General features: G+C 42.9%; 14 protein-coding genes, 6 tRNA genes and 3 rRNA genes. 20 read left to right on the top strand and 3 right to left on the bottom strand.

The genetic code is table 11. The features are described from left to right. Positions 1-16 precede the first annotated feature (16 nt). The 8 genes from secA to ACNS8M_RS11030 all read left to right on the top strand — a co-directional run bounded on the left by secA (position 17) and on the right by ACNS8M_RS11030 (position 6,452). Complete coding sequence (secA, locus tag ACNS8M_RS11065) at positions 17-2,731, top strand: preprotein translocase subunit SecA (protein WP_168418583.1); 2,715 nt, start codon at positions 17-19, stop codon at positions 2,729-2,731. Positions 2,732-2,894: 163 nt separating this feature from the next. Beyond that, complete coding sequence (locus ACNS8M_RS11060; RefSeq protein WP_168418584.1) at positions 2,895-3,257, top strand: hypothetical protein; 363 nt, start codon at positions 2,895-2,897, stop codon at positions 3,255-3,257. Between the two features lie 195 nt (positions 3,258-3,452). After that, positions 3,453-4,673, top strand: a complete 1,221-nt coding sequence (gene argJ / locus ACNS8M_RS11055) for a bifunctional glutamate N-acetyltransferase/amino-acid acetyltransferase ArgJ (RefSeq protein ID WP_168461651.1) — start codon at positions 3,453-3,455, stop codon at positions 4,671-4,673. Between the two features lie 149 nt (positions 4,674-4,822). After that, positions 4,823-5,890 (top strand): quinolinate synthase NadA, encoded by a 1,068-nt coding sequence (nadA, locus tag ACNS8M_RS11050; RefSeq protein ID WP_168461653.1) that lies wholly within the window; start codon positions 4,823-4,825, stop codon positions 5,888-5,890. Between the two features lie 153 nt (positions 5,891-6,043). Then, positions 6,044-6,120 (top strand) — tRNA-Pro (locus ACNS8M_RS11045). 46 nt (positions 6,121-6,166) lie between these two features. Then, positions 6,167-6,243: transfer RNA gene (locus ACNS8M_RS11040), tRNA-Arg, on the top strand. A gap of 38 nt (positions 6,244-6,281) precedes the next feature. Beyond that, positions 6,282-6,357, top strand: a tRNA-His gene (locus ACNS8M_RS11035). 18 nt (positions 6,358-6,375) lie between these two features. Next, positions 6,376-6,452 (top strand) — tRNA-Pro (locus tag ACNS8M_RS11030). Between the two features lie 161 nt (positions 6,453-6,613). On the opposite strand, the gene ACNS8M_RS11025 is transcribed toward ACNS8M_RS11030, so the two are convergent. Next, positions 6,614-7,090 (bottom strand): OmpA family protein, encoded by a 477-nt coding sequence (locus tag ACNS8M_RS11025; protein ID WP_168418587.1) that lies wholly within the window; start codon positions 7,088-7,090, stop codon positions 6,614-6,616. Between the two features lie 131 nt (positions 7,091-7,221). Between ACNS8M_RS11025 and ACNS8M_RS11020 the strand changes: the two genes are divergently transcribed. Next, complete coding sequence (locus ACNS8M_RS11020) at positions 7,222-8,283, top strand: RNA-guided endonuclease InsQ/TnpB family protein (RefSeq protein WP_168542338.1); 1,062 nt, start codon at positions 7,222-7,224, stop codon at positions 8,281-8,283. Here the strand turns inward: ACNS8M_RS11020 and ACNS8M_RS11015 are convergent. Both ACNS8M_RS11015 and ACNS8M_RS11010 read right to left on the bottom strand, forming a co-directional pair. Beyond that, positions 8,257-9,513 (bottom strand): diguanylate cyclase domain-containing protein, encoded by a 1,257-nt coding sequence (locus ACNS8M_RS11015; RefSeq protein WP_168418589.1) that lies wholly within the window; start codon positions 9,511-9,513, stop codon positions 8,257-8,259. The genes ACNS8M_RS11020 and ACNS8M_RS11015 overlap by 27 nt on opposite strands. Beyond that, complete coding sequence (locus ACNS8M_RS11010) at positions 9,510-10,016, bottom strand: YfiR family protein (protein ID WP_168542336.1); 507 nt, start codon at positions 10,014-10,016, stop codon at positions 9,510-9,512. Before ACNS8M_RS11010 ends, ACNS8M_RS11015 begins: the two co-directional genes overlap by 4 nt. 542 nt (positions 10,017-10,558) lie before the next feature. On the opposite strand from ACNS8M_RS11010, the gene ACNS8M_RS11005 reads away from it, so the two are divergent. The 11 genes from ACNS8M_RS11005 (at position 10,559) to hisD (ending at position 22,038) form a co-directional block, all read left to right on the top strand. Beyond that, positions 10,559-12,095: ribosomal RNA gene (locus ACNS8M_RS11005) — 16S ribosomal RNA — on the top strand. Between the two features lie 61 nt (positions 12,096-12,156). Further along, positions 12,157-12,233: transfer RNA gene (locus ACNS8M_RS11000), tRNA-Ile, on the top strand. 64 nt (positions 12,234-12,297) lie between these two features. Next, a tRNA-Ala gene (locus ACNS8M_RS10995) sits at positions 12,298-12,373 on the top strand. Positions 12,374-12,791: 418 nt separating this feature from the next. Continuing rightward, positions 12,792-15,684 (top strand): 23S ribosomal RNA (locus tag ACNS8M_RS10990). A gap of 223 nt (positions 15,685-15,907) precedes the next feature. Next, positions 15,908-16,022 (top strand): 5S ribosomal RNA (rrf, locus tag ACNS8M_RS10985). The 16S, 23S and 5S rRNA genes sit together here with 2 tRNA genes alongside, the layout of an rRNA operon. A gap of 213 nt (positions 16,023-16,235) precedes the next feature. Next, positions 16,236-17,690, top strand: coding sequence for an RNA polymerase factor sigma-54 (locus tag ACNS8M_RS10980; protein WP_168541583.1), 1,455 nt, complete (start codon positions 16,236-16,238; stop codon positions 17,688-17,690). 170 nt (positions 17,691-17,860) lie between these two features. Next, positions 17,861-18,193: a ribosome hibernation-promoting factor, HPF/YfiA family gene (hpf, locus tag ACNS8M_RS10975; RefSeq protein ID WP_096902101.1), complete on the top strand. Its 333-nt coding sequence runs from the start codon at positions 17,861-17,863 to the stop codon at positions 18,191-18,193. Between the two features lie 138 nt (positions 18,194-18,331). Further along, positions 18,332-18,583: a BolA family iron metabolism protein IbaG gene (ibaG, locus tag ACNS8M_RS10970; RefSeq protein ID WP_070155716.1), complete on the top strand. Its 252-nt coding sequence runs from the start codon at positions 18,332-18,334 to the stop codon at positions 18,581-18,583. A 7-nt stretch (positions 18,584-18,590) separates the two neighbouring features. Beyond that, positions 18,591-19,847, top strand: a complete 1,257-nt coding sequence (murA, locus tag ACNS8M_RS10965) for a UDP-N-acetylglucosamine 1-carboxyvinyltransferase (RefSeq protein ID WP_168418791.1) — start codon at positions 18,591-18,593, stop codon at positions 19,845-19,847. Further along, positions 19,847-20,554: an ATP phosphoribosyltransferase gene (hisG, locus tag ACNS8M_RS10960; RefSeq protein ID WP_168418792.1), complete on the top strand. Its 708-nt coding sequence runs from the start codon at positions 19,847-19,849 to the stop codon at positions 20,552-20,554. The genes murA and hisG overlap by 1 nt, the downstream gene beginning before the upstream one ends. Positions 20,555-20,733: 179 nt before the next feature. Further along, a complete protein-coding gene (gene hisD, locus ACNS8M_RS10955) occupies positions 20,734-22,038 on the top strand; it encodes a histidinol dehydrogenase (protein ID WP_168541585.1) in 1,305 nt (434 codons plus the stop codon). Positions 22,039-22,185: the final 147 nt, after the last annotated feature.

Raw genomic sequence — 22,185 nt, 5'->3', positions numbered from 1 at the left:
TTTAGAGAGTTTATTCATGTTGGCAAGTCTGATCGGAGGAATCTTCGGTACTAAAAATGAGCGCGAACTCAAACGCATGCGTAAAATCGTAGACAAGATTAATGCGCTCGAGCCGACGATATCTGCCTTAAGCGATGCAGACTTATCTGCAAAAACCGAAGAATTCAAACAACGTTATAACAAAGGCGAAAGTTTAGATAAATTATTACCAGAAGCATTTGCGGTATGTCGTGAAGCGGCCAAACGCGTCATGAGCATGCGTCACTATGACGTGCAGTTGATTGGTGGTATTACCTTGCACGAAGGTAAAATTGCAGAAATGCGTACAGGTGAAGGTAAAACCCTAATGGGAACTTTGGCTTGTTATCTGAATGCTTTGAGTGGTCAGGGCGTGCATGTCATTACTGTGAATGACTACTTGGCACAGCGTGATGCTGAACTCAACCGTCCTTTGTTTGAGTTTTTGGGTTTAAGTATTGGCATTATTTATTCGATGCAAGACCCGACTGAAAAAGCACAAGCTTATCGCGCAGACATCACTTACGGTACCAATAACGAATTTGGTTTCGACTATTTGCGTGACAACATGGTGTTTTCTCTCGCTGAGAAAAAACAGCGTGGTTTGACCTATGCCATCATTGACGAAGTGGACTCGATCCTAATTGATGAAGCACGTACACCATTGATCATTTCGGGTCAAAGTGATGATTCATCTCAATTGTATGCTGCAATCAATACCATTCCACCAAAACTGCATGCGCAAAAAGAAGAAAAAGTAGCAGATGGTGGGCATTTCTGGATTGATGAAAAACAACGAACGGTGGAAATGACCGAAATTGGTTATGAAACTGTAGAAGATGAATTGATTCAAATGGGATTGCTGGCAGAGGGCGAAAGTCTTTATTCTGCATCTAACCTGAATTTGGTGCATCACGTGTCTGCTGCCATTCGTGCGCACTTCTTGTATCAACGCAACGTACACTACATTATTCATGATGGTGAAGTGATTATTGTTGACGAAAATACAGGTCGTACCATGCCGGGTCGTCGCTGGTCAGAAGGCTTGCACCAAGCGGTAGAAGCCAAAGAAGGCTTAGAAATTCAGCCTGAAAACCAAACTTTAGCGACCACAACTTTCCAGAACTATTTCCGTTTATACAAAAAATTATCGGGTATGACGGGTACTGCAGATACTGAAGCTGCAGAAATGAAAGAAATTTATGGTTTGGATGTGGTGATTATTCCAACCCACCGCCCAATGATTCGTAATGACCAGAACGATTTGATTTATTTAAACCGTGCAGGCAAATACAACGCAATTATTCAAGAAATTCAGCGTGTGCATGAAGCGGGTGTAGCGCCAATTTTGATTGGTACCGCAACCATTGAAGCTTCGGAAATTTTATCGGACAAACTGCGTGAAGCGGGTATTCAGCACGAAGTGTTAAATGCGAAGCAACACGAACGTGAAGCCGACATTATTGCACAGGCAGGTTCACCACGAGCGGTGACGATTGCGACGAATATGGCGGGTCGTGGTACAGATATTTTGCTCGGTGGTAACTGGAAAGCCTTGCTTGCCAAAATTGAAAATCCAACCCCTGAAGACGAAGCTCGCTTAAAAGCAGAGTGGGAACAAAACCATGACATGGTGTTAAGTTCAGGTGGTTTGCATATTATTGGCTCTGAACGCCATGAATCACGCCGTATTGATAACCAGCTACGTGGTCGTGCAGGTCGTCAGGGTGACCCAGGTGTGTCACGTTTCTATCTTTCACTTGAAGATGACTTGATGCGTATTTTCGCAGGTGACCGTGTCGTGGCAATGATGCGCGCTATGGGCTTGCAGGAAGATGAAGCGATTGAGCACAAAATGGTGTCTCGTTCCATCGAAAATGCACAGCGCAAAGTTGAGGCACGTAACTTCGATATTCGTAAAAACTTGCTGAAATACGATGATGTGAATAATGAACAGCGTAAGATCATTTATTCACAACGTGATGACGTGTTAGCAGAAAACACCCTGCAAGATTATATTGAAGAAATGCATCGTGAAGTGGTCACAGGCATGATCGCCAATTATATTCCACCTGAATCGATTCACGATCAGTGGGATATTGACGGGCTTGAGCGTGCCTTACGTGATGACTTGGGCATCGACTTGCCAATTAATCAATGGTTGGAAGAAGATCGTCGCCTAGACGAAGAAGCGTTGATTGAACGTATTTCTGATGAAATCTTGGCGCGTTACCGTTCACGTCGTGAGCAAATGGGTGATGAATCTGCAGCCATGTTAGAACGTCACTTTATGCTCAGCTCATTAGATCGCCACTGGAAAGATCACTTGGCGGCAATGGACTATTTACGTCAAGGTATTCATTTACGCGGCTATGCGCAAAAGAACCCTGAGCAAGAATACAAAAAAGAAGCATTTAACTTATTTGTGAACATGCTGGGTGTGATTAAAGCTGATGTGGTCACTGATTTATCACGTGTACACGTCCCAACGCCTGAAGAATTGGCTGCCATGGAAGCGCAACAACAGGCACAGGCCGAAGCCATGCAGTTGAACCTTTCTCATGCAGATGTAGACGGCTTAACGGGTGAAACCTTTGAATCAGAACCGCAAGCGGTAGCTGCTGATCAAGCGGTGGTACCACCTGCAAGCCGTAACTCACCATGTCCATGTGGTTCAGGACTGAAATACAAGCAGTGTCACGGTAAAATTTAAGTTTGATGAACTTTGCAAAGCAGAACTTCGGTTCTGCTTTTTTATCGCATTTTGGCTTAAAACTTTGTAGCAATAGTTTTGCAAGATGTGTATAGCATTTGCAGATTTTGGAATTAAATGCTATTTAGTTGCACATGCAATATATCCATACGTGGAACAAAAAATGAAAAAAGTATTACAACCTTTAATGATTGTCGCACTTAGCTTGCCAACGTTGACCTTTGCGAATGCTACAGCGACAACGACCACTGCTGCAAAAGTTCAGGCTGCTGTAGGACCCACTACAGCACAGGCTCAAGTAGATAATGGTCATGTAACAGTGGCAAGTCCACGTACAGGTATCCGCTATACCTTTGCCAATCCTGATCAACGTCCAATTGTGTTGCATACTGCTGCGATTGCACCAGCGAATGCTGCTAATGTAAATCGTATTGTGGCTTCAAATCCAGCACTGTCTGCAGCAAGCCAAGAACGTGCCAAACAGGCATTGTTGGGCGAAGCAGTTGTGGCAACCAATCCACAATAAGTTTTAAAGCAGACTGGCAAGCGATGCTGCTTGCTCAGCTGTACGTTTAAATATAAAAAAACCAGTCTAAACGGCTGGTTTTTATATTTCAGAGCCTACATAAACAAAAAGCGAAACGACACAGGCGGATGCTCGATTTTTTCTTCATTTTCCACTAAGCTGTGACATTCTCAAATTTGTACTGGAAATTTCAAAATGGCAGTTGGTGACGTCTCTATGCCACATATGCATGTGGTCAAAGGTGTAAAAATTGGTTCAGCTGAAGCCTATGTGCGCTATCAGAACCGACGTGACCTGGTTATTTTTGAATTTGCAGAAGGTTCAAATGTTGCGGGTGTATTTACCCAAAATGCATTCTGTGCTGCGCCTGTGCATGTCTCTAAAGCACATTTAGCACAAACTAATCCACGTTATTTGGTGATTAATACAGGTAATGCCAATGCGGGTACGGGTAAATTGGGTATGCAAAATGCAGAAACCACCTGTGCCAAATTGGCTGAATTGGCGGGTGTATCTGCACAAGAAGTTTTGCCATTTTCTACAGGGGTGATTGGTGAACAATTACCTATTGAGCGTTTGGTCGCAGGTTTAGCACCAGCTTTGGCGTCGTTGCGTGATGATGCATGGCATGATGCCGCCACAGGCATTATGACCACAGATACCAAACCAAAAGGTGCGTCTGAGCAATTTGAGCTCGATGGTATTACATACAGCATGACTGGTATTTCTAAAGGCGCAGGCATGATTCGTCCGAATATGGCGACTATGCTTAGCTATGTTGCGACCGATGCCCCGATTCAACGTGATGTATTACAACAATTGCTCAAGCAAAGTGTAGAGCAATCTTTTAACCGCATTACCGTAGATGGCGATACTTCTACCAATGACTCATGCATTTTAGTGGCGACAGGTCAGGCAGGCGGTACGACAATTAGTAGCAATAATGATCCACGTTATGCGGTGCTATTGGATGTTTTAAATCGTGTGATGCTGCGTTTGGCGCAATTGATTGTTCGTGATGGCGAGGGTGCAACGAAATTCATTACGGTTCGTGTTGAAGGTGGCGCTAATACTCAGGAATGTTGTGATATTGCTTATAGCATTGCACATTCGCCATTGGTAAAAACCGCTATTTTTGCCTCAGATCCAAACTGGGGGCGTATCCTTGCTGCGATTGGTTACGCAGGCGTCCCTAATTTAGACGTTGAAAAAATTCAGGTTTGGTTAGATGATGTGCAAATATGTAAAGATGGTGGCGCTGCCGCAGACTATACCGAAGAAGCAGGTGCAGGCGTCATGGCGCAAACTGAAATGACCATTCGTGTAGATTTAGGACGCGGACAGGCCTCAGATACAGTCTATACTTGTGACTTATCTTATGATTATGTCAAGATCAACGCGGATTACCGTTCGTAAAATTTAAATTGAGTGAGAAAGCCTCCGTTGTGAGGCTTTTTTAGCATTTAATCGGCAAAGGGCTGGTGAATGAGCAAATAGCCCCCATATCATCAGTGACTTGAGTACGCTTGTGTTAGGGCAAGCATGAAGATAGAGAAGACGTTGTTATGAATGATGCGACCAATTTAATTGCCAATGAAGCAAAATCGATTGTGCAGGCGCATTTAGATCGCTTGGGTGAAACCAAAGAGCACCATTTGAGTGAGCAGGCCAAGCAGGAAAAATTTGCGCAAATTAAAGCAGAACTCGAAAAGCGCAATGCTGTCTTGGTTGCCCATTATTACTGCGATCCAGAAGTACAGGAATTGGCAGAGTACACGGGCGGTTGTGTTTCAGATTCTCTGGAAATGGCACGTTTTGGTCGTGATCATGCTGCAACAACATTGGTGGTGGCTGGGGTGAAATTTATGGGTGAAACAGCCAAAATTTTATCACCAGAAAAAACTATTCTAATGCCAACTTTGGAAGCGACTTGTTCACTCGACTTAGGTTGCCCTGTCGATGAGTTTAGCCGCTTCTGTGATGCACATCCTGATCATACTGTTGTGGTTTATGCCAATACTTCTGCTGCGGTAAAAGCACGTGCAGACTGGGTCGTGACATCTAGTTGCGCAGTTGAAATTGTCGAGCATTTAGATAGCTTGGGTGAAAAAATCATTTGGGCGCCTGACCAGCATTTAGGTCGCTATATTCAAAAGAAAACTGGGGCAGATATGTTGCTGTGGGATGGTTCATGTATTGTGCATGAAGAATTCCGTTCGCGCGGTATTGCCAACATGAAAGCGCTGTATCCAGATGCTGCAGTTTTGGTACATCCAGAATCACCTGAAGCTGTGGTTGATATTGCTGATGCAGTGGGCAGTACTTCACAGCTAATTCAAGCTGCGAAAAACTTGCCGAACGAGCGTCTTATTGTGGCAACTGACCGTGGCATTTTCTATAAGATGCAACAAGCGGTACCCAATAAAACTCTGATTGAAGCACCAACTGCAGGTGAGGGGGCAACTTGCCGCTCATGTGCACATTGCCCGTGGATGGCAATGAATGAATTAGATGGAATTTTGCATGTGTTGCAAACTGGTGATCAAGAAATATTCGTTGAGCCTGCGCTTGCAGAACGTGCTAAATTACCGTTAGATCGTATGTTGAATTTCAGTGCGAGTCTGAAACGCTAAAATTGATTGAAAAATATCAAAAATGCTTGATAAATATACGGTTGAAGCTTTTTTTTAATTTTTTTTAAATATAGGTGTTGACGTCTTCGGGCGTCACGCCTAGAATGCACACCGTACCGCACGATGTGCGATACACAAAAAGCTGAGATGAATCGGAGCATAGCACAGCCTGGTAGTGCACCTGGTTTGGGACCAGGGGGTCGTAGGTTCGAATCCTACTGCTCCGACCAATTCTTCAAGGCAACGTATCGCATGATATTATGTATCATCGGTCATGCGCCTGTAGCTCAGTTGGATAGAGCATCCGCCTTCTAAGCGGATGGTCACAGGTTCGAATCCTGTCAGGCGCGCCATTTTTGGGTGGCTTGGTATATAAGAACCAAATATGATGGTGGATGTAGCTCAGTTGGTAGAGCCCTGGATTGTGATTCCAGTTGTCGCGGGTTCGAATCCCGTCATTCACCCCAATCTCTTTAAGAGATAAACGGAGCATAGCACAGCCTGGTAGTGCACCTGGTTTGGGACCAGGGGGTCGTAGGTTCGAATCCTACTGCTCCGACCATTTTCTAAAATAGAAATGGTCAATAGATAAAGATACCGCGTTAAGCGGTTTTTTTATGCCTGAAATTTAGAAAAATACTTTTGTTGATTACATCTTTTAGGTGAAATAAAAAAAGCCTCAATGACTGAGGCTTGATGATCCGTTGAAATTTCTGTAGGGCTTTAAGGTACTATGGTCACATTTACCCGACGGTTAATCGCGCGATTTGCTGGTGTATCGTTGCTCACCATCGGTTGAGATGCTCCACGACCAATCACCTGAATATTGTTTCGTTCAAAACCTTGATCTAAAAAGATCTGAGCGACACTTTGGGCGCGTTTTTCAGAAAGAGTTTGATTGTAGCTGGGTAACCCCACATTGTCGGTATGTCCAATAAATTTAAGTTTATCTAGATCATATTTATGCAGTTGTTGTGCCAGCTGATTCAGGCGTTGTTGCTGAGGTTTTTGGATAGCATATTCATCAAAACCAAATAATAAACGTTCAGGCAAAGCCAGTGTCCAGCCATCATCACTCAAAATAAACCCTTCATTTTTAAGCATACGTGCTTGTTTATAGCTGACATTGCCTAAGCTCATACATGCGCTGAGCGAAACCATAACTAAAATGAGAGAAGTGATCAGAACCTTTTTAAGCATGTGAAACCTGTTTATCAAATGGAGCGTAAAACTCTGTCCTTCAGGGCAGAGATGTAAGCGACACGACATGAAATGTCGTTGGGTTTTTCAAAAATCAACACCTTTAATTTAACATGATCTAAAATAAGCCCATGAAAACACTTAAATTACGCATAAAAGACAAACATTGCAAGGTGCTAGACCAATTAGCATCTGAGGTGAACTTTGTTTGGAATTATGTGAATGATTTGAGTTTTAAACACCTAAAAAGAACAGGTCACTTCTTTTCAGCATTCGACATGGCAAAGTACACCAAAGGTACTTCAAAGCTCTGTGGATTGCATAGCCAGACAATTGATGCAATTAGAGAAGAATTTGTCACCCGAAGAATACAGTATAAAAAAGCAAAGCTGAAATGGCGTGTTAGCAACAAGAAATCAGCAAGAAGATCGCTTGGTTGGATACCATTCAAAAAATCAGGACTGAAATATGCTGATGGATGGGTTGAGTATGGAAAAACCAAATTCGGCTTATGGGATAGCTACGGTTTAAGCAAATATAGTGTTAGAACAGGCTCATTTGTTGAGGATAGTCGTGGGCGTTGGTATGTGTGCCTGGTCGTGGATTCACCTAAGTTAGACAAACCAACTGCAACTAAAGCCATTGGCATTGATCTAGGCTTAAAAGATATAGCCACCTGTTCTGATGGCACTGTGATTTCAAATCCAAAGTTGTATCGTAAATATGAACAAAAACTAGGTATAGCTCAACGAGCGAAGAATAAAAAGCGTATTCGTGCATTACACGCCAAGATTGCAAATTGTCGTAAAGATCATTTGCACAAAGCAAGCACCATGCTTGTAAAAGAAAATGCACTGATTATTGTTGGCGACCTGAGTGCAAAAAAACTTGTAAAAACTAAAATGGCTAAATCTGTTTTAGATACAGGCTTTTCAGCATTCAAAACAATGCTCAAGTATAAATGCGAGAACGCAAGTGTATTGTTTGAGGAAGTCAACGAAAGTTTCACAACCCAAATGTGTTCGTGCTGTGGTGAGATCACCGCAAGCAGTCCGAAAGGTAGAGCAGATTTGCGAATAAGAGTATGGGAATGTGAAAACTGTTTAAATACCAATGATCGGGATTTAAATAGTTCTAAGAACATACTTGCGCTTGGGCTTAAGCGTCTAGCAGTAGGAATCACCTCCGTTTAGGGAGGTGAGGAAGTCAATGTTTGATTGAGGTGAAATATACCATTTTATTTTATCGCGTTTCGCTTTAAGCATGGCACGATCTACATCAGCAATTAAATTTTCTGGTGTCTTGGCATATTCAGTTAATGCCACACCAATACTAACATTTAATGAGACTTGCTGCTGTTCGTATGTAAATGTGGCTGCATAACAGTTGTGAATTTTTTCACAGAAATTTTCCAATTCAGCCTGTGTATATGAACCTGTCAGAATCACTGCGAATTCATCTCCGCCTAATCGTGAAACAAAAGCATGCTCGGGCAAAATATCGATAAGACAGTGTGAAGAATCACGTAAAATTTCATCACCAATTAAATGACCAAATTGATTATTGATTTGGTTGAAATTGTTGATATCTAAAAATAAGACTGCAGCACTGGTAGTTGAACCATTATACAGTTTGAAAAGTGTTTCATAAAAATAATGTCGATTTGGCAGTTGAGTTAAACTGTCATATTGAAATTGATGTTGTAATTTGTTGTTTTCTGAAGTTAAATTCTTATGCGATTGCTCAATTTCCTTTAATAGACTATTAAAGGCATAACTGAGTTCGTGCAATTCCTGAATATCTGAACCAGAAATACGCATTTTGTAATTTTGTTGCGTGCTAATATCACGTGCAGAATCAACAATTGAGGTTAAGGATTGCATGAGATATTGATAAATTGAATTAATCGACCAAAACACGGCCATCAACATTAAAATAAAACCAAAACTTAGCCCAAGAACAATTTTGAGCAAAAAGCTGATCAGGTCGCTCGAATTACCGTAGACTAGCAGTTCGCCATATTTTTGTTGATCGTGATTAATACTCAGACGAACAGGGTCGTGGAAAAACAAATAATCTAACAAGGCTTGAATTGAAAATCGGTCAAGGTCTTGTTGTTCAATAAATGCCATACGCTTTTGTTGGGCTGAAAGCACTTCAATGGAGCGGACAGGATGGCGCTGTGTATGTTCAGTTAAGATTTCATTCAAAGTGATCTGATCGTTAAATACAACTGCAGGTTGAATACGTTCATTCAATGTGGTTGATAAATTTTGCAGACTATTTTTAGCGTAGGTGTTCATGGTGTAAGTCGAAATGACCAAAAAAATTCCAGAACAAATACAAAAGGTCAGTATAAAAATAGTGAGTTGAGAGCGCGTAAATAACTGATGCAAGGTAATAGGAGTGTATAACTGCTTCATGAGTTAGGCTCCGTTGGTTTTGCAAGTAATAACACTCGTGGATCAATATGCACTTTCGACTGAGTTAAGCTTTCTAAGTTGACTTTAAAAGCGTAGTTTTGATTCTTTTTATATAAACAAAAAGCGCTGCCTGTTTCACAGTCCACATTATTCAAGCTAATCGAAAGTGCAGGAAAATCGACTTGATGAATTAAAATCTGCTGTTCTTCAATGGCTGATAGAGTTGAAAAGATCAAAATTTGACAATCATTCTGCTTAATAGCATGCGTTTGAATGGCATGAATATCGTATTTATGATGTGCAGATGCATAGTTTTTAAAATGTTGTGCAACACTCGTGTTATCCACAACACAGAGTTTAGGCGTGTCTAGTCGCCATTTAGCATAAGCCAAAATTGAAAATGTGGTGCTGTACACACTTGGAGGTGGTGCTGCATGTAAAGTAGGGGCTGAAATTGCTATGAATGACAGTAAAATTATTTTTTTTTTAAAAGTTCGAGTCATCTCAACACAACATTAAAATAGATCAAAAAATAGTTTAGCTAAAATTTAAAAATAAACATACTGCTAATTTTGGCTAAGAATACGACAAAGTTTAGAATTGTTGATTAAATATTGCTCATATAAGCGCTATTTTTGCTAAAAACAAAAAACAGGGCTTGCAAGCGATGGGAATTCATCTATAATGCACATCCATCGGCGGTGATGTTGGTAAAAACTTGTTGAAAAACAATAGCTTGGTTGATTGATTCAAGATTAATTGAGTTTGTTTTGAGTAGATGGGTTTGAAAATAAAATCAACATTACATGTTGACTTTCTTAAAATAGAGAGTAATATGGCCGACCTAGCTTGATGCTGACGAAGCATCGAGAAGATCATTAAGAGATTATGAAGAACAACTTGTGTGGATTTTTACTGATTGATTAATCGAAATATTATCATTGATTGATTGGTTTAAATTACTCGAAGTTTATTTGAGCGAAATTTAAGTCAGAAAATTGATGAGCCAGATTTGGAAGTTTAGATTAAAACTTCAAAATGATTTTAACTGAAGAGTTTGATCATGGCTCAGATTGAACGCTGGCGGCAGGCTTAACACATGCAAGTCGAGCGGGGGAGGTTGCTTCGGTAACTAACCTAGCGGCGGACGGGTGAGTAATGCTTAGGAATCTGCCTATTAGTGGGGGACAACATTCCGAAAGGAATGCTAATACCGCATACGTCCTACGGGAGAAAGCAGGGGATCATTTGACCTTGCGCTAATAGATGAGCCTAAGTCGGATTAGCTAGTTGGTGGGGTAAAGGCCTACCAAGGCGACGATCTGTAGCGGGTCTGAGAGGATGATCCGCCACACTGGGACTGAGACACGGCCCAGACTCCTACGGGAGGCAGCAGTGGGGAATATTGGACAATGGGGGGAACCCTGATCCAGCCATGCCGCGTGTGTGAAGAAGGCCTTTTGGTTGTAAAGCACTTTAAGCGAGGAGGAGGCTCTCTTGGTTAATACCTAAGAAGAGTGGACGTTACTCGCAGAATAAGCACCGGCTAACTCTGTGCCAGCAGCCGCGGTAATACAGAGGGTGCGAGCGTTAATCGGATTTACTGGGCGTAAAGCGCGCGTAGGTGGCTAATTAAGTCAAATGTGAAATCCCCGAGCTTAACTTGGGAATTGCATTCGATACTGGTTGGCTAGAGTATGGGAGAGGATGGTAGAATTCCAGGTGTAGCGGTGAAATGCGTAGAGATCTGGAGGAATACCGATGGCGAAGGCAGCCATCTGGCCTAATACTGACACTGAGGTGCGAAAGCATGGGGAGCAAACAGGATTAGATACCCTGGTAGTCCATGCCGTAAACGATGTCTACTAGCCGTTGGGGGATTTGATCCTTTAGTGGCGCAGCTAACGCGATAAGTAGACCGCCTGGGGAGTACGGTCGCAAGACTAAAACTCAAATGAATTGACGGGGGCCCGCACAAGCGGTGGAGCATGTGGTTTAATTCGATGCAACGCGAAGAACCTTACCTGGCCTTGACATAGTAGAAACTTTCCAGAGATGGATTGGTGCCTTCGGGAATCTACATACAGGTGCTGCATGGCTGTCGTCAGCTCGTGTCGTGAGATGTTGGGTTAAGTCCCGCAACGAGCGCAACCCTTTTCCTTACTTGCCAGCATTTCGGATGGGAACTTTAAGGATACTGCCAGTGACAAACTGGAGGAAGGCGGGGACGACGTCAAGTCATCATGGCCCTTACGGCCAGGGCTACACACGTGCTACAATGGTCGGTACAAAGGGTTGCTACACAGCGATGTGATGCTAATCTCAAAAAGCCGATCGTAGTCCGGATCGCAGTCTGCAACTCGACTGCGTGAAGTCGGAATCGCTAGTAATCGCGGATCAGAATGCCGCGGTGAATACGTTCCCGGGCCTTGTACACACCGCCCGTCACACCATGGGAGTTTGTTGCACCAGAAGTAGGTAGTCTAACCGCAAGGAGGACGCTTACCACGGTGTGGCCGATGACTGGGGTGAAGTCGTAACAAGGTAGCCGTAGGGGAACCTGCGGCTGGATCACCTCCTTAACGAAAGATTGACGATTGGTAAGAATCCACAACAAGTTGTTCTTCATGACGATGTATCTGAGGGTCTGTAGCTCAGTTGGTTAGAGCACACGCTTGATAAGCGTGGGGTCACAAGTTCAAGTCTTGTCAGACCCACCACTACTGACGACGCAAGAGATTGCAGAGTAAACGGAAATCAGAAACATTGACTTATTGATAAGCTGGGGACTTAGCTTAGTTGGTAGAGCGCCTGCTTTGCACGCAGGAGGTCAGGAGTTCGACTCTCCTAGTCTCCACCATACATTACAAAGTAATGTAAAACTGAAGTTAAATTCCAAAGATAGCTTATAGAATTTAGTAAATAGGTTAAATCGTAAAGATTTAATGATTTATTAAATTCTGTGATTTATCACAGTGAACTACTCGCTGACGAGGCGGTAGGAAATCATTAACAGATTGGCAAAATTGAGTCTGAAATAAATTGTTCAACTCATTTAATTCAAGATTGACAGTAATACTTCGGTGTTACGTTTTAATTACGAATTGAAATGAGAACTAGCAAATTAACTGAATCAAGCGTTTTGGTATATGAATCTAATTGAAGCTGTACAGTGCTTAAGTGCACAAGACGTCAAACTGTGAATTAAATAAATATTTTATATTTATTTAATTGTCTTAACTCTACTTGTAGGGGTTAACGACTGTTTGGGGTTGTATAGTCAAGTAATTAAGTGCATGTGGTGGATGCCTTGGCAGTCAGAGGCGAAGAAAGACGTGATAGCCTGCGAAAAGCTCCGGGGAGGCGGCAAATATCCTTTGATCCGGAGATTTCTGAATGGGGGAACCCACCTACCTTAAGGTAGGTATTGCAACATGAATACATAGTGTTGCAAGGCGAACGCGGGGAAGTGAAACATCTCAGTACCCGTAGGAAAAGAAATCAATTGAGATTCCCTCAGTAGCGGCGAGCGAAAGGGGAAAAGCCCATTAAGTTATGTGTGTTTTAGTGGAATGCTCTGGGAAGTGCAACCATAGTGGGTGATAGTCCTGTACACGAAAGGGCACACATAATGATGACGAGTAGGGCGAGGCACGTGAAACCTTGTCTGAATATGGGGGGACCATCCTCCAAGGCTAAATACTCCTGACTGACCGATAGTGAACCAGTACCGTGAGGGAAAGGCGAAAAGAACCCCTGTGAGGGGAGTGAAATAGATCCTGAAACCGCATGCATACAAGCAGTGGGAGCCGACTTGTTCGGTGACTGCGTACCTTTTGTATAATGGGTCAGCGACTTATATTCAGTAGCGAGGTTAACCGCATAGGGGAGCCGTAGAGAAATCGAGTCTTAATAGGGCGTCTAGTTGCTGGGTATAGACCCGAAACCGGGTGATCTATCCATGAGCAGGTTGAAGGTTGGGTAACACTAACTGGAGGACCGAACCCACTGTCGTTGAAAAGCCAGGGGATGACTTGTGGATAGGGGTGAAAGGCTAATCAAACTCGGTGATAGCTGGTTCTCCCCGAAAGCTATTTAGGTAGCGCCTCGGACGAATACCATTGGGGGTAGAGCACTGTTTCGGCTAGGGGGTCATCCCGACTTACCAAACCGATGCAAACTCCGAATACCAATGAGTACTATCCGGGAGACAGACTGCGGGTGCTAACGTCCGTAGTCAAGAGGAAAACAATCCAGACCGCCAGCTAAGGCCCCAAAATCATAGTTAAGTGGGAAACGATGTGGGAAGGCATAGACAGCTAGGAGGTTGGCTTAGAAGCAGCCACCCTTTAAAGAAAGCGTAATAGCTCACTAGTCGAGTCGGCCTGCGCGGAAGATGTAACGGGGCTAAAACTATGTGCCGAAGCTGCGGATGTATACTTTGTATACGTGGTAGGGGAGCGTTCTGTAAGCCGACGAAGGTGGATTGAGAAGTCTGCTGGAGGTATCAGAAGTGCGAATGCTGACGTGAGTAACGACAAAACGGGTGAAAAACCCGTTCGCTGAAAGACCAAGGGTTCCAGTCCAACGTTAATCGGGGCTGGGTGAGTCGACCCCTAAGGCGAGGCCGAGAGGCGTAGTCGATGGGAAATTGGTTAATATTCCAATACTTCAGTGTAATGCGATGAGAGGACGGAGAAGGTTAAGTCAGCCTGGCGTTGGTTGTCCAGGTGAAAGGAAGTAGGCATGCATCTTAGGCAAATCCGGGGTGCTCTATGCTGAGATCTGATAGCAAGCTGTACTTGTACAGTGAAGTGGCTGATACCCTGCTTCCAGGAAAAGTCTCTAAGCTTCAGTTACACTGGAATCGTACCCGAAACCGACACAGGTGGTCAGGTCGAGTAGACCAAAGCGCTTGAGAGAACTCTGCTGAAGGAACTAGGCAAAATGGTACCGTAACTTCGGGAGAAGGTACGCTGTTGATGGTGATAGGACTTGCTCCTTGAGCTGTCGACAGCCTCAGAAACCAGGCCGCTGCAACTGTTTATTAAAAACATAGCACTCTGCAAACACGAAAGTGGACGTATAGGGTGTGATGCCTGCCCGGTGCTGGAAGGTTAATTGATGGGGTTAGCGTAAGCGAAGCTCTTGATCGAAGCCCCAGTAAACGGCGGCCGTAACTATAACGGTCCTAAGGTAGCGAAATTCCTTGTCGGGTAAGTTCCGACCTGCACGAATGGCATAATGATGGCGGCGCTGTCTCCAGCAGAGGCTCAGTGAAATCGAATTCGCCGTGAAGATGCGGTGTACCCGCGGCTAGACGGAAAGACCCCGTGAACCTTTACTGCAGCTTGACATTGAACTTTGACCTTACTTGTGTAGGATAGGTGGGAGGCTTTGAAACTCGGACGCTAGTTCGAGTGGAGCCGTCCTTGAAATACCACCCTGGTAATGTTGAGGTTCTAACTCTGTCCCGTTATCCGGGACGAGGACCATGTCTGGTGGGTAGTTTGACTGGGGCGGTCTCCTCCTAAAGAGTAACGGAGGAGTACGAAGGTGCGCTCAGCGTGGTCGGAAATCACGCGTAGAGTATAAAGGCAAAAGCGCGCTTAACTGCGAGACCCACAAGTCGAGCAGGTACGAAAGTAGGTCTTAGTGATCCGGTGGTTCTGTATGGAAGGGCCATCGCTCAACGGATAAAAGGTACTCTGGGGATAACAGGCTGATACCGCCCAAGAGTTCATATCGACGGCGGTGTTTGGCACCTCGATGTCGGCTCATCTCATCCTGGGGCTGAAGCAGGTCCCAAGGGTATGGCTGTTCGCCATTTAAAGAGGTACGCGAGCTGGGTTTAGAACGTCGTGAGACAGTTCGGTCCCTATCTACCGTGGGCGCTGGAAATTTGAGAGGATCTGCTCCTAGTACGAGAGGACCAGAGTGGACGAACCTCTGGTGTACCGGTTGTGACGCCAGTCGCATCGCCGGGTAGCTATGTTCGGAAGGGATAACCGCTGAAAGCATCTAAGCGGGAAGCCTACCTCAAGATAAGATTTCCCCGAGGCTTTATGCCTCCTAAAGAGCCGTTGAAGACTACGACGTTGATAGGTTGGATGTGGAAGCATAGCGATATGTGAAGCTGACCAATACTAATTGCTCGTGAGGCTTGACTATACAACACCCAAACAGTTGTTGTATCACAAGCATCAATCGATTCATAAAAGATCACTTAAACCTGATCAGATCAAATATCTTGATTCAGCCCTTGCTGAACATGAAATTTCAGATACAATAGCCAACCTGTTAATAACTCATTTGGAACGAAGTAAGGCATTACAAGCGAAAGCATCGAGCTTAAGCAATGTAACTAAGACCCGAACAAGTCCATAACAGTTGTGCTGGCGACAATAGCAAGAGTGAACCACCTGATCCCTTCCCGAACTCAGAAGTGAAACCTCTTCGCGCTGATGGTAGTGTGGGGTTACCCATGTGAGAGTAAGTCATCGCCAGCTCATTATTCAAACACCCTCAACTAACGTTGAGGGTGTTTTTTTATGCATAAAATAAAATGTTAAGAATAAAGACTACTAAAATATCCGTATTAAAAAATATTTATGATTTTAAATAAATCTATGTTATATCTTATAAAACGGCATAAAAATTGCTTATTAGAGCTTATTGGATTAAGTTGTTGAAAATCAATTATTTTAAAAGAGTAGTAAGATATGAAGTTATCGGTTGGACTTAAAGTTGCAAACTCCTTGTCACTGACACCGCAGTTACAACAAGCCATTCGTTTGCTTCAACTTTCAAGCTTGGAGTTAGAACAAGAAGTTCAAATTCAATTGGATAGTAATCCTTTATTAGAAAAAATCGAAGAACAAAGCAGTATTGAAAGCTTATCAACACTCGAAGACCAAGAGCGAGATCAGAAAGATTTAACAAAAGAACTAAATGCAGATCATTTGCCAAATGATTTGCCGGTAGATACGGATTGGGATGATGTGTATACCCACTTACCGACCAGTTTAGGGGCGGCAGAATATGAAGAGCGAGAGGATAATCGTCAAGGCCACTTAGGGCTAAAAGAACACATGCATACGCAAATTAATTTGTTGCATTTTTCGCAAGTTGAACAGTTAATTGCATATTGTATTGTCGATGCTTTGGATGACAATGGTTTTTTGGATTGTGAAGTATCGGAAATTACTACATCGGTGCAGCATCTATTGGCATCTATGGACTACGAAGATGAAGTGGAAGATGACGAAGTTCTAGTGGTGCTGAAACATATCCAGCGTTTAGATCCAATTGGGATTGGTTCACGGAATTTGGCTGAGTGTTTATCTATTCAACTTGAAAGTTTGGCTATAGATGTGCCATACCGTCAGGAAGCGCTACAGTTAATGCAGCATTATGAGCTTTTAATCTCGAATGATTTGCCGAAACTACTGAAGCAAACAGGTTTGAACGCTACGCAGTTACAACATGCCGTGGCATTGTTGAAAACATTACAAGCACATCCTGGTACTGCATTTGAAGATCAGGATTCAGACTACCAAATTCCAGATGTGGTAGTTAGTAAAAAACAGGATCATTGGCATGTGCAACTCAATCCAGATGTTGTGCCTAAGCTTAGAATTAATTCCTTTTATGCCAATATGATTAAACGCGCAGATCAAAGTGAAGATAATCAATATTTGCGTAATCAAATGCTAGATGCGAAAAACTTTATAAAAAGTGTTGATGAACGTCATAAAACCTTATTAAAGGTAGCGACTTGTATTGTGCAACATCAACGTGAATTCTTTGAAATTGGCGCAGAAGGCATGAAGCCTTTAATTTTACGTGACGTAGCTGATGAAGTTGAATTACATGAATCGACCGTTTCACGGGTAACGACCAATAAATATATGCTCACTCCACGTGGATTGTTTGAATTGAAATATTTCTTTTCAAGTCATGTTGCGACCAGTTCTGGTGGAGAAGCATCTTCAACTGCGATTCGTGCAAAAATTAAAAAACTCGTCTCTGAGGAAAATCCGCGTAAGCCTTTGTCTGATAATACAATTGCAAATTTGCTGAAAGCCGAAGGTATTGATGTGGCGCGCAGAACGGTGGCGAAATATCGTGAGTCATTAAATATTGCATCATCTTCTGAACGAAAAGTCTTGATCTAATTTTTAAAATCGGTCTATTCTAAGGATTCATTATGACTAAATAATGAATCTTTTTTCTTTGAAGGAATAGTTAGACATGATTTAAAGTGACCTCTACAGTGATCTGTTATTTGGCAATCAATCATGTGAACTATGCCTTCCTAATCCTAATGAAGGTGAGGGATAGAATTATGCAAATAACAATTCGTGGACATCACTTAGCTATCACCCCTGCAATTGAAGAAAATATTCGACTTAAGTTTGCACAAATGACCAAACATCTCGATCAGGTCAATAGTATGCAGGTGAAATTAAGTAAAGATCATCAAATCGATAAACATTCTAAAAAAGGCAGTGCCAATCATATTGCTGAAGCGATTATTCGCTTGCCCGGCACCGAGCTGTTTGCGCAAGCTTGTGCGGATGATATGTATACTTCTATTAAGATGATGACTGAAAAATTAAAACGCCAATTAGAGAAGCATCGGAAGATGCAACTGGACTACCAGCCTTTAGCGATTTAGCCTTAAGGTGGTTTTAAAAGAGGTTTTTGATAAACCTCTTTTTTTATTGCGATAATGTATACGATTAATGAATAATTTTTTCTATTTATAGTAAAATGACAGGTTTTTACACCGTTGGTCCTATAAGAGGTCTTTGTGATGAATAGTGAACAGCTCACTGAAATTTTAAAAGCTGCTTTTCCAGAGGCTGAAGTTGCTGTAAGTGGGCAAGGCGGCAAGTTTGATCTTCGTATTGTAGATAATCAATTTGATGGCAAACGTCCTGTTGCTCGTCAACAAGCTGTGTATGCACCATTGAATAGCTATATTGCCAGCGGTGAAGTTCATGCGGTAACAATTCGTGCAATGACACAAGAAGAATGGCGTAAAGCAAGCTTATTTGGAGCTTAATAATTTAATGGATAAATTTTTAATTCAGGGCGGTAAAAAGCTCGAAGGTGAAGTGCGTATTTCTGGTGCAAAAAATGCAGCGTTGCCACTTCTTGCTGCAATGATTCTTGCAGAAACGCCAATTACATTGAAAAACGTTCCAAATTTAAAAGATGTAAATACCTTGGTGAAGCTGATTGCGGGTCTAGGCATTACTATGTCCTATGAAGGCGACACAGTAATTGCAGATACTTCAACACTTGATAACCAGTTTGCACCGTATGAGTTGGTAAAAACCATGCGTGCCTCTATTTTGGTGCTTGGCCCATTGGTGGCGCGCTATGGTAGTGCAAAAGTATCTTTACCTGGTGGATGTGCCATCGGCTCACGCCCTGTTGATCAACATCTTAAAGCACTAGAAGCTTTGGGTGCTGAGATTGAAGTTGAAAGTGGCTATGTGCACGCTAAAGTCAACGGGCGCTTAAAAGGTGCTGAAGTGGTTTTTGATATGGTGACTGTGGGGGGGACTGAAAACATCCTCATGGCTGCAGTGCTAGCAGAAGGTGTGACTACCATTCGTAATGCTGCACGTGAACCAGAAATTACCGATTTAGCACAAATGCTGATTAAGATGGGCGCTAAAATTGAAGGCCTAGATACAGATACTTTAGTGGTAACTGGTGTTGAGCATTTGCATGGTTGTGAATATTCAGTAGTCGCTGACCGTATTGAAACAGGTTCATATTTAGCTGCTGCTGCAATTACGGGCGGTAAGGTGAAAACCACGCATACAGATCCTGCCTTATTGGAATCTGTATTAGACAAGTTTGAAGAAATGGGTGCAGAAGTCACTCGTGGAGATGACTGGATCGAGTTGGATATGACTGGTAAACGTCCTAAAGCAGTAAGTTTTAGAACGTTGCCACACCCTGAGTTTCCAACCGATATGCAGGCACAATTGATGGCTGTGAATGCGATTGGACGTGGTTTTGCTACAATTTCTGAAACAATTTTTGAAAACCGTTTTATGCATGTCCCAGAGTTGTCACGTATGGGTGCCAATATTCAGGTGGAAGGCAACGATGCTGTCGTGACAGGGGTGGAAAAATTATCTGCTGCACCTGTGATGGCAACGGATTTACGTGCATCGTTCTCTTTGGTATTGGCAGCATTGGCGGCAGAAGGGGAAACATTGATTGACCGTATTTATCATATTGATCGCGGTTATGAGAATGTAGAACAAAAGTTACAAGGTTTAGGCGCCCAAATTAAGCGAGTAAATTGATGAATGACATGAGAAACGATGATCCTAATTTTGACGTAATGGGTAATTTTGATCATGGTTTAACTTTGGCATTAAGTAAGGGGCGAATTCTAAAAGAAACTTTGCCTTTATTGGAAACTGCGGGAATTAATTTACTAGAAGACCCAGACAAGTCACGTAAATTAATTTTCCCGACCACACACAAGCAGGTGCGTATTCTGATTTTACGTGCCTCAGATGTGCCAACTTATGTTGAAAATGGTGCGGCGGATATTGGTGTTGCAGGTAAAGATGTGTTGATGGAGCATGGCGCGCAAAATGTATATGAGCCGCTTGACCTGAAAATTGCCAATTGTAAATTGATGACTGCTGGAAAAGTTGGTATGCAGCGCCCGAAAGGTCGTTTAAAAATTGCCACTAAATATGTGAATTTAACCCGTCAATACTATGCGAGCTTAGGCGAGCAGGTTGATGTAATTAAACTTTACGGTTCAATGGAATTAGCACCATTGGTCGGTTTAGGTGATTACATTGTCGATGTGGTGGATACAGGCAATACTTTGCGTGCCAATGGTTTAGAGCCTTTGGAAGAAATTTGTAAAGTATCTTCACGTTTGATTGTGAATAAAGCCAGTTTTAAACGTAAGCAGCATTTGTTGAATCCAATTTTAGCACAGCTTGAAAAAGCAGTGGCAGAACGTGAGTTAGCCAAACAACAGTCGGCTTAATCACAAACAGTAAATCAATCTTAAAAACCGCCATTCAATGGCGGTTTTTTCATGTTTGCCATTATTCTATTCTTGAATGATTTTGAACGTGAATTTCCATAAAACATGCTTGCTTCGCAATGCATAGATTCCCACAAAGCCCTTGAAACAAGGTAAACTAAAGTTTTCTATCTAACCTTGTGGGTAAATTGATGCGACGTTTATCGACTCAAGATCAAAGCTTTAAACAAGCCTTTGCAGACTTGTTGGCTTTTGAAACTGTCAGTGATCCTGAACTTTTAAAAACTGTAGATCAAATCATTGCTGATGTGCGTCAGCATGGCGATGCTCAGGTTCTTAAACTCACTCAACAGTTCGATCGACATCCAGCGCATCAGTTTTCAGAACTTGAGTTAAGTCAGGAACAACTCAAAGCTGCTTTTGATGGTCTGAGTATAGAAGTCCGTGAAGCTTTGGAATTGGCTGCGATACGTATTCGTGAGTTTCACCAAGCGCAAAAACAAGACGGCTGGACTTATGTAGATGCCTTGGGCAATACGCTTGGACAAAAAGTGACTCCTTTGGATCGTGTAGGTATTTATGTACCAGGCGGTTTAGCGTCTTATCCATCTTCGGTGTTGATGAATGCAATACCTGCGCATGTGGCGGGTGTGCCTGAAATTATTATGGTTGTACCAGCACCGAATGGCGAGCTGAATCCACTGGTTTTAGCAGCGGCTTATTTGGCAGGAGTCACCCGTGTCTTTACCATTGGTGGAGCGCAAGCCGTTGCAGCTTTGGCCTATGGAACAGAAAGCATTTCATCTGTAGATAAAATTACAGGGCCGGGTAACCGTTTTGTGGCAGCTGCGAAACGTGCTGTTTTTGGTCAAGTCGGTATTGATATGATTGCAGGACCATCTGAAATTTTGGTCTATGCTGAAGGGGAAAATAACCCTGAATGGTTGGCGATGGATTTATTGTCTCAAGCCGAGCATGATACCGTGGCGCAATCTATTTTTATTACACCAGATGAACAGTTGCTGAATCAGGTAGAACAAGCGATTGAACAGCACTTGGCGAATTTGCCAAAAGCTGAAATTGCCCGTACTTCTATTGCAAATCGTGGGGCATTGGTTTTAGTAAAAGATCGTCAGGAAGCGATTGAACTGATTAATCAGGTTGCGCCTGAACACTTAGAATTGTGTATGGATGAGCCACAAGTGATGGCTGAGGAAATCCGTCACGCAGGTGCAATCTTTATGGGGCGTTATACCCCTGAAGCGATTGGTGATTATTGTGCAGGGCCGAATCACGTTTTACCAACCTCGGGTACAGCACGTTTTTCATCACCTCTTGGCGTGTATGATTTCCAAAAACGCTCAAGCTTGATTATGTGCTCGGTAGATGGGGTGAAATCTTTGGCGCGTACTGCTGATATTCTGGCGCAACAGGAAAACTTGGATGCGCATGCGAGATCAGCGCGTTATCGTTATCAACCATAAATAAAAAGCCAACCTCCCCCTAACCCTCACTTGCGCTTCATTTTAAAGCAGTACTTTAAAACTTGCTCAGGAGAGGGAACTTACATTGAAAGAATTAGTTGTCCGCTAAAGCAATATGTAGGTTATAGGAGATTCCTCTCCCTTTGG

Source organism: Acinetobacter sp. A2 (assembly GCF_048537555.1).
GTDB lineage: Bacteria > Pseudomonadota > Gammaproteobacteria > Pseudomonadales > Moraxellaceae > Acinetobacter.
This window is presented reverse-complemented; position numbering and strand designations above follow the sequence as displayed.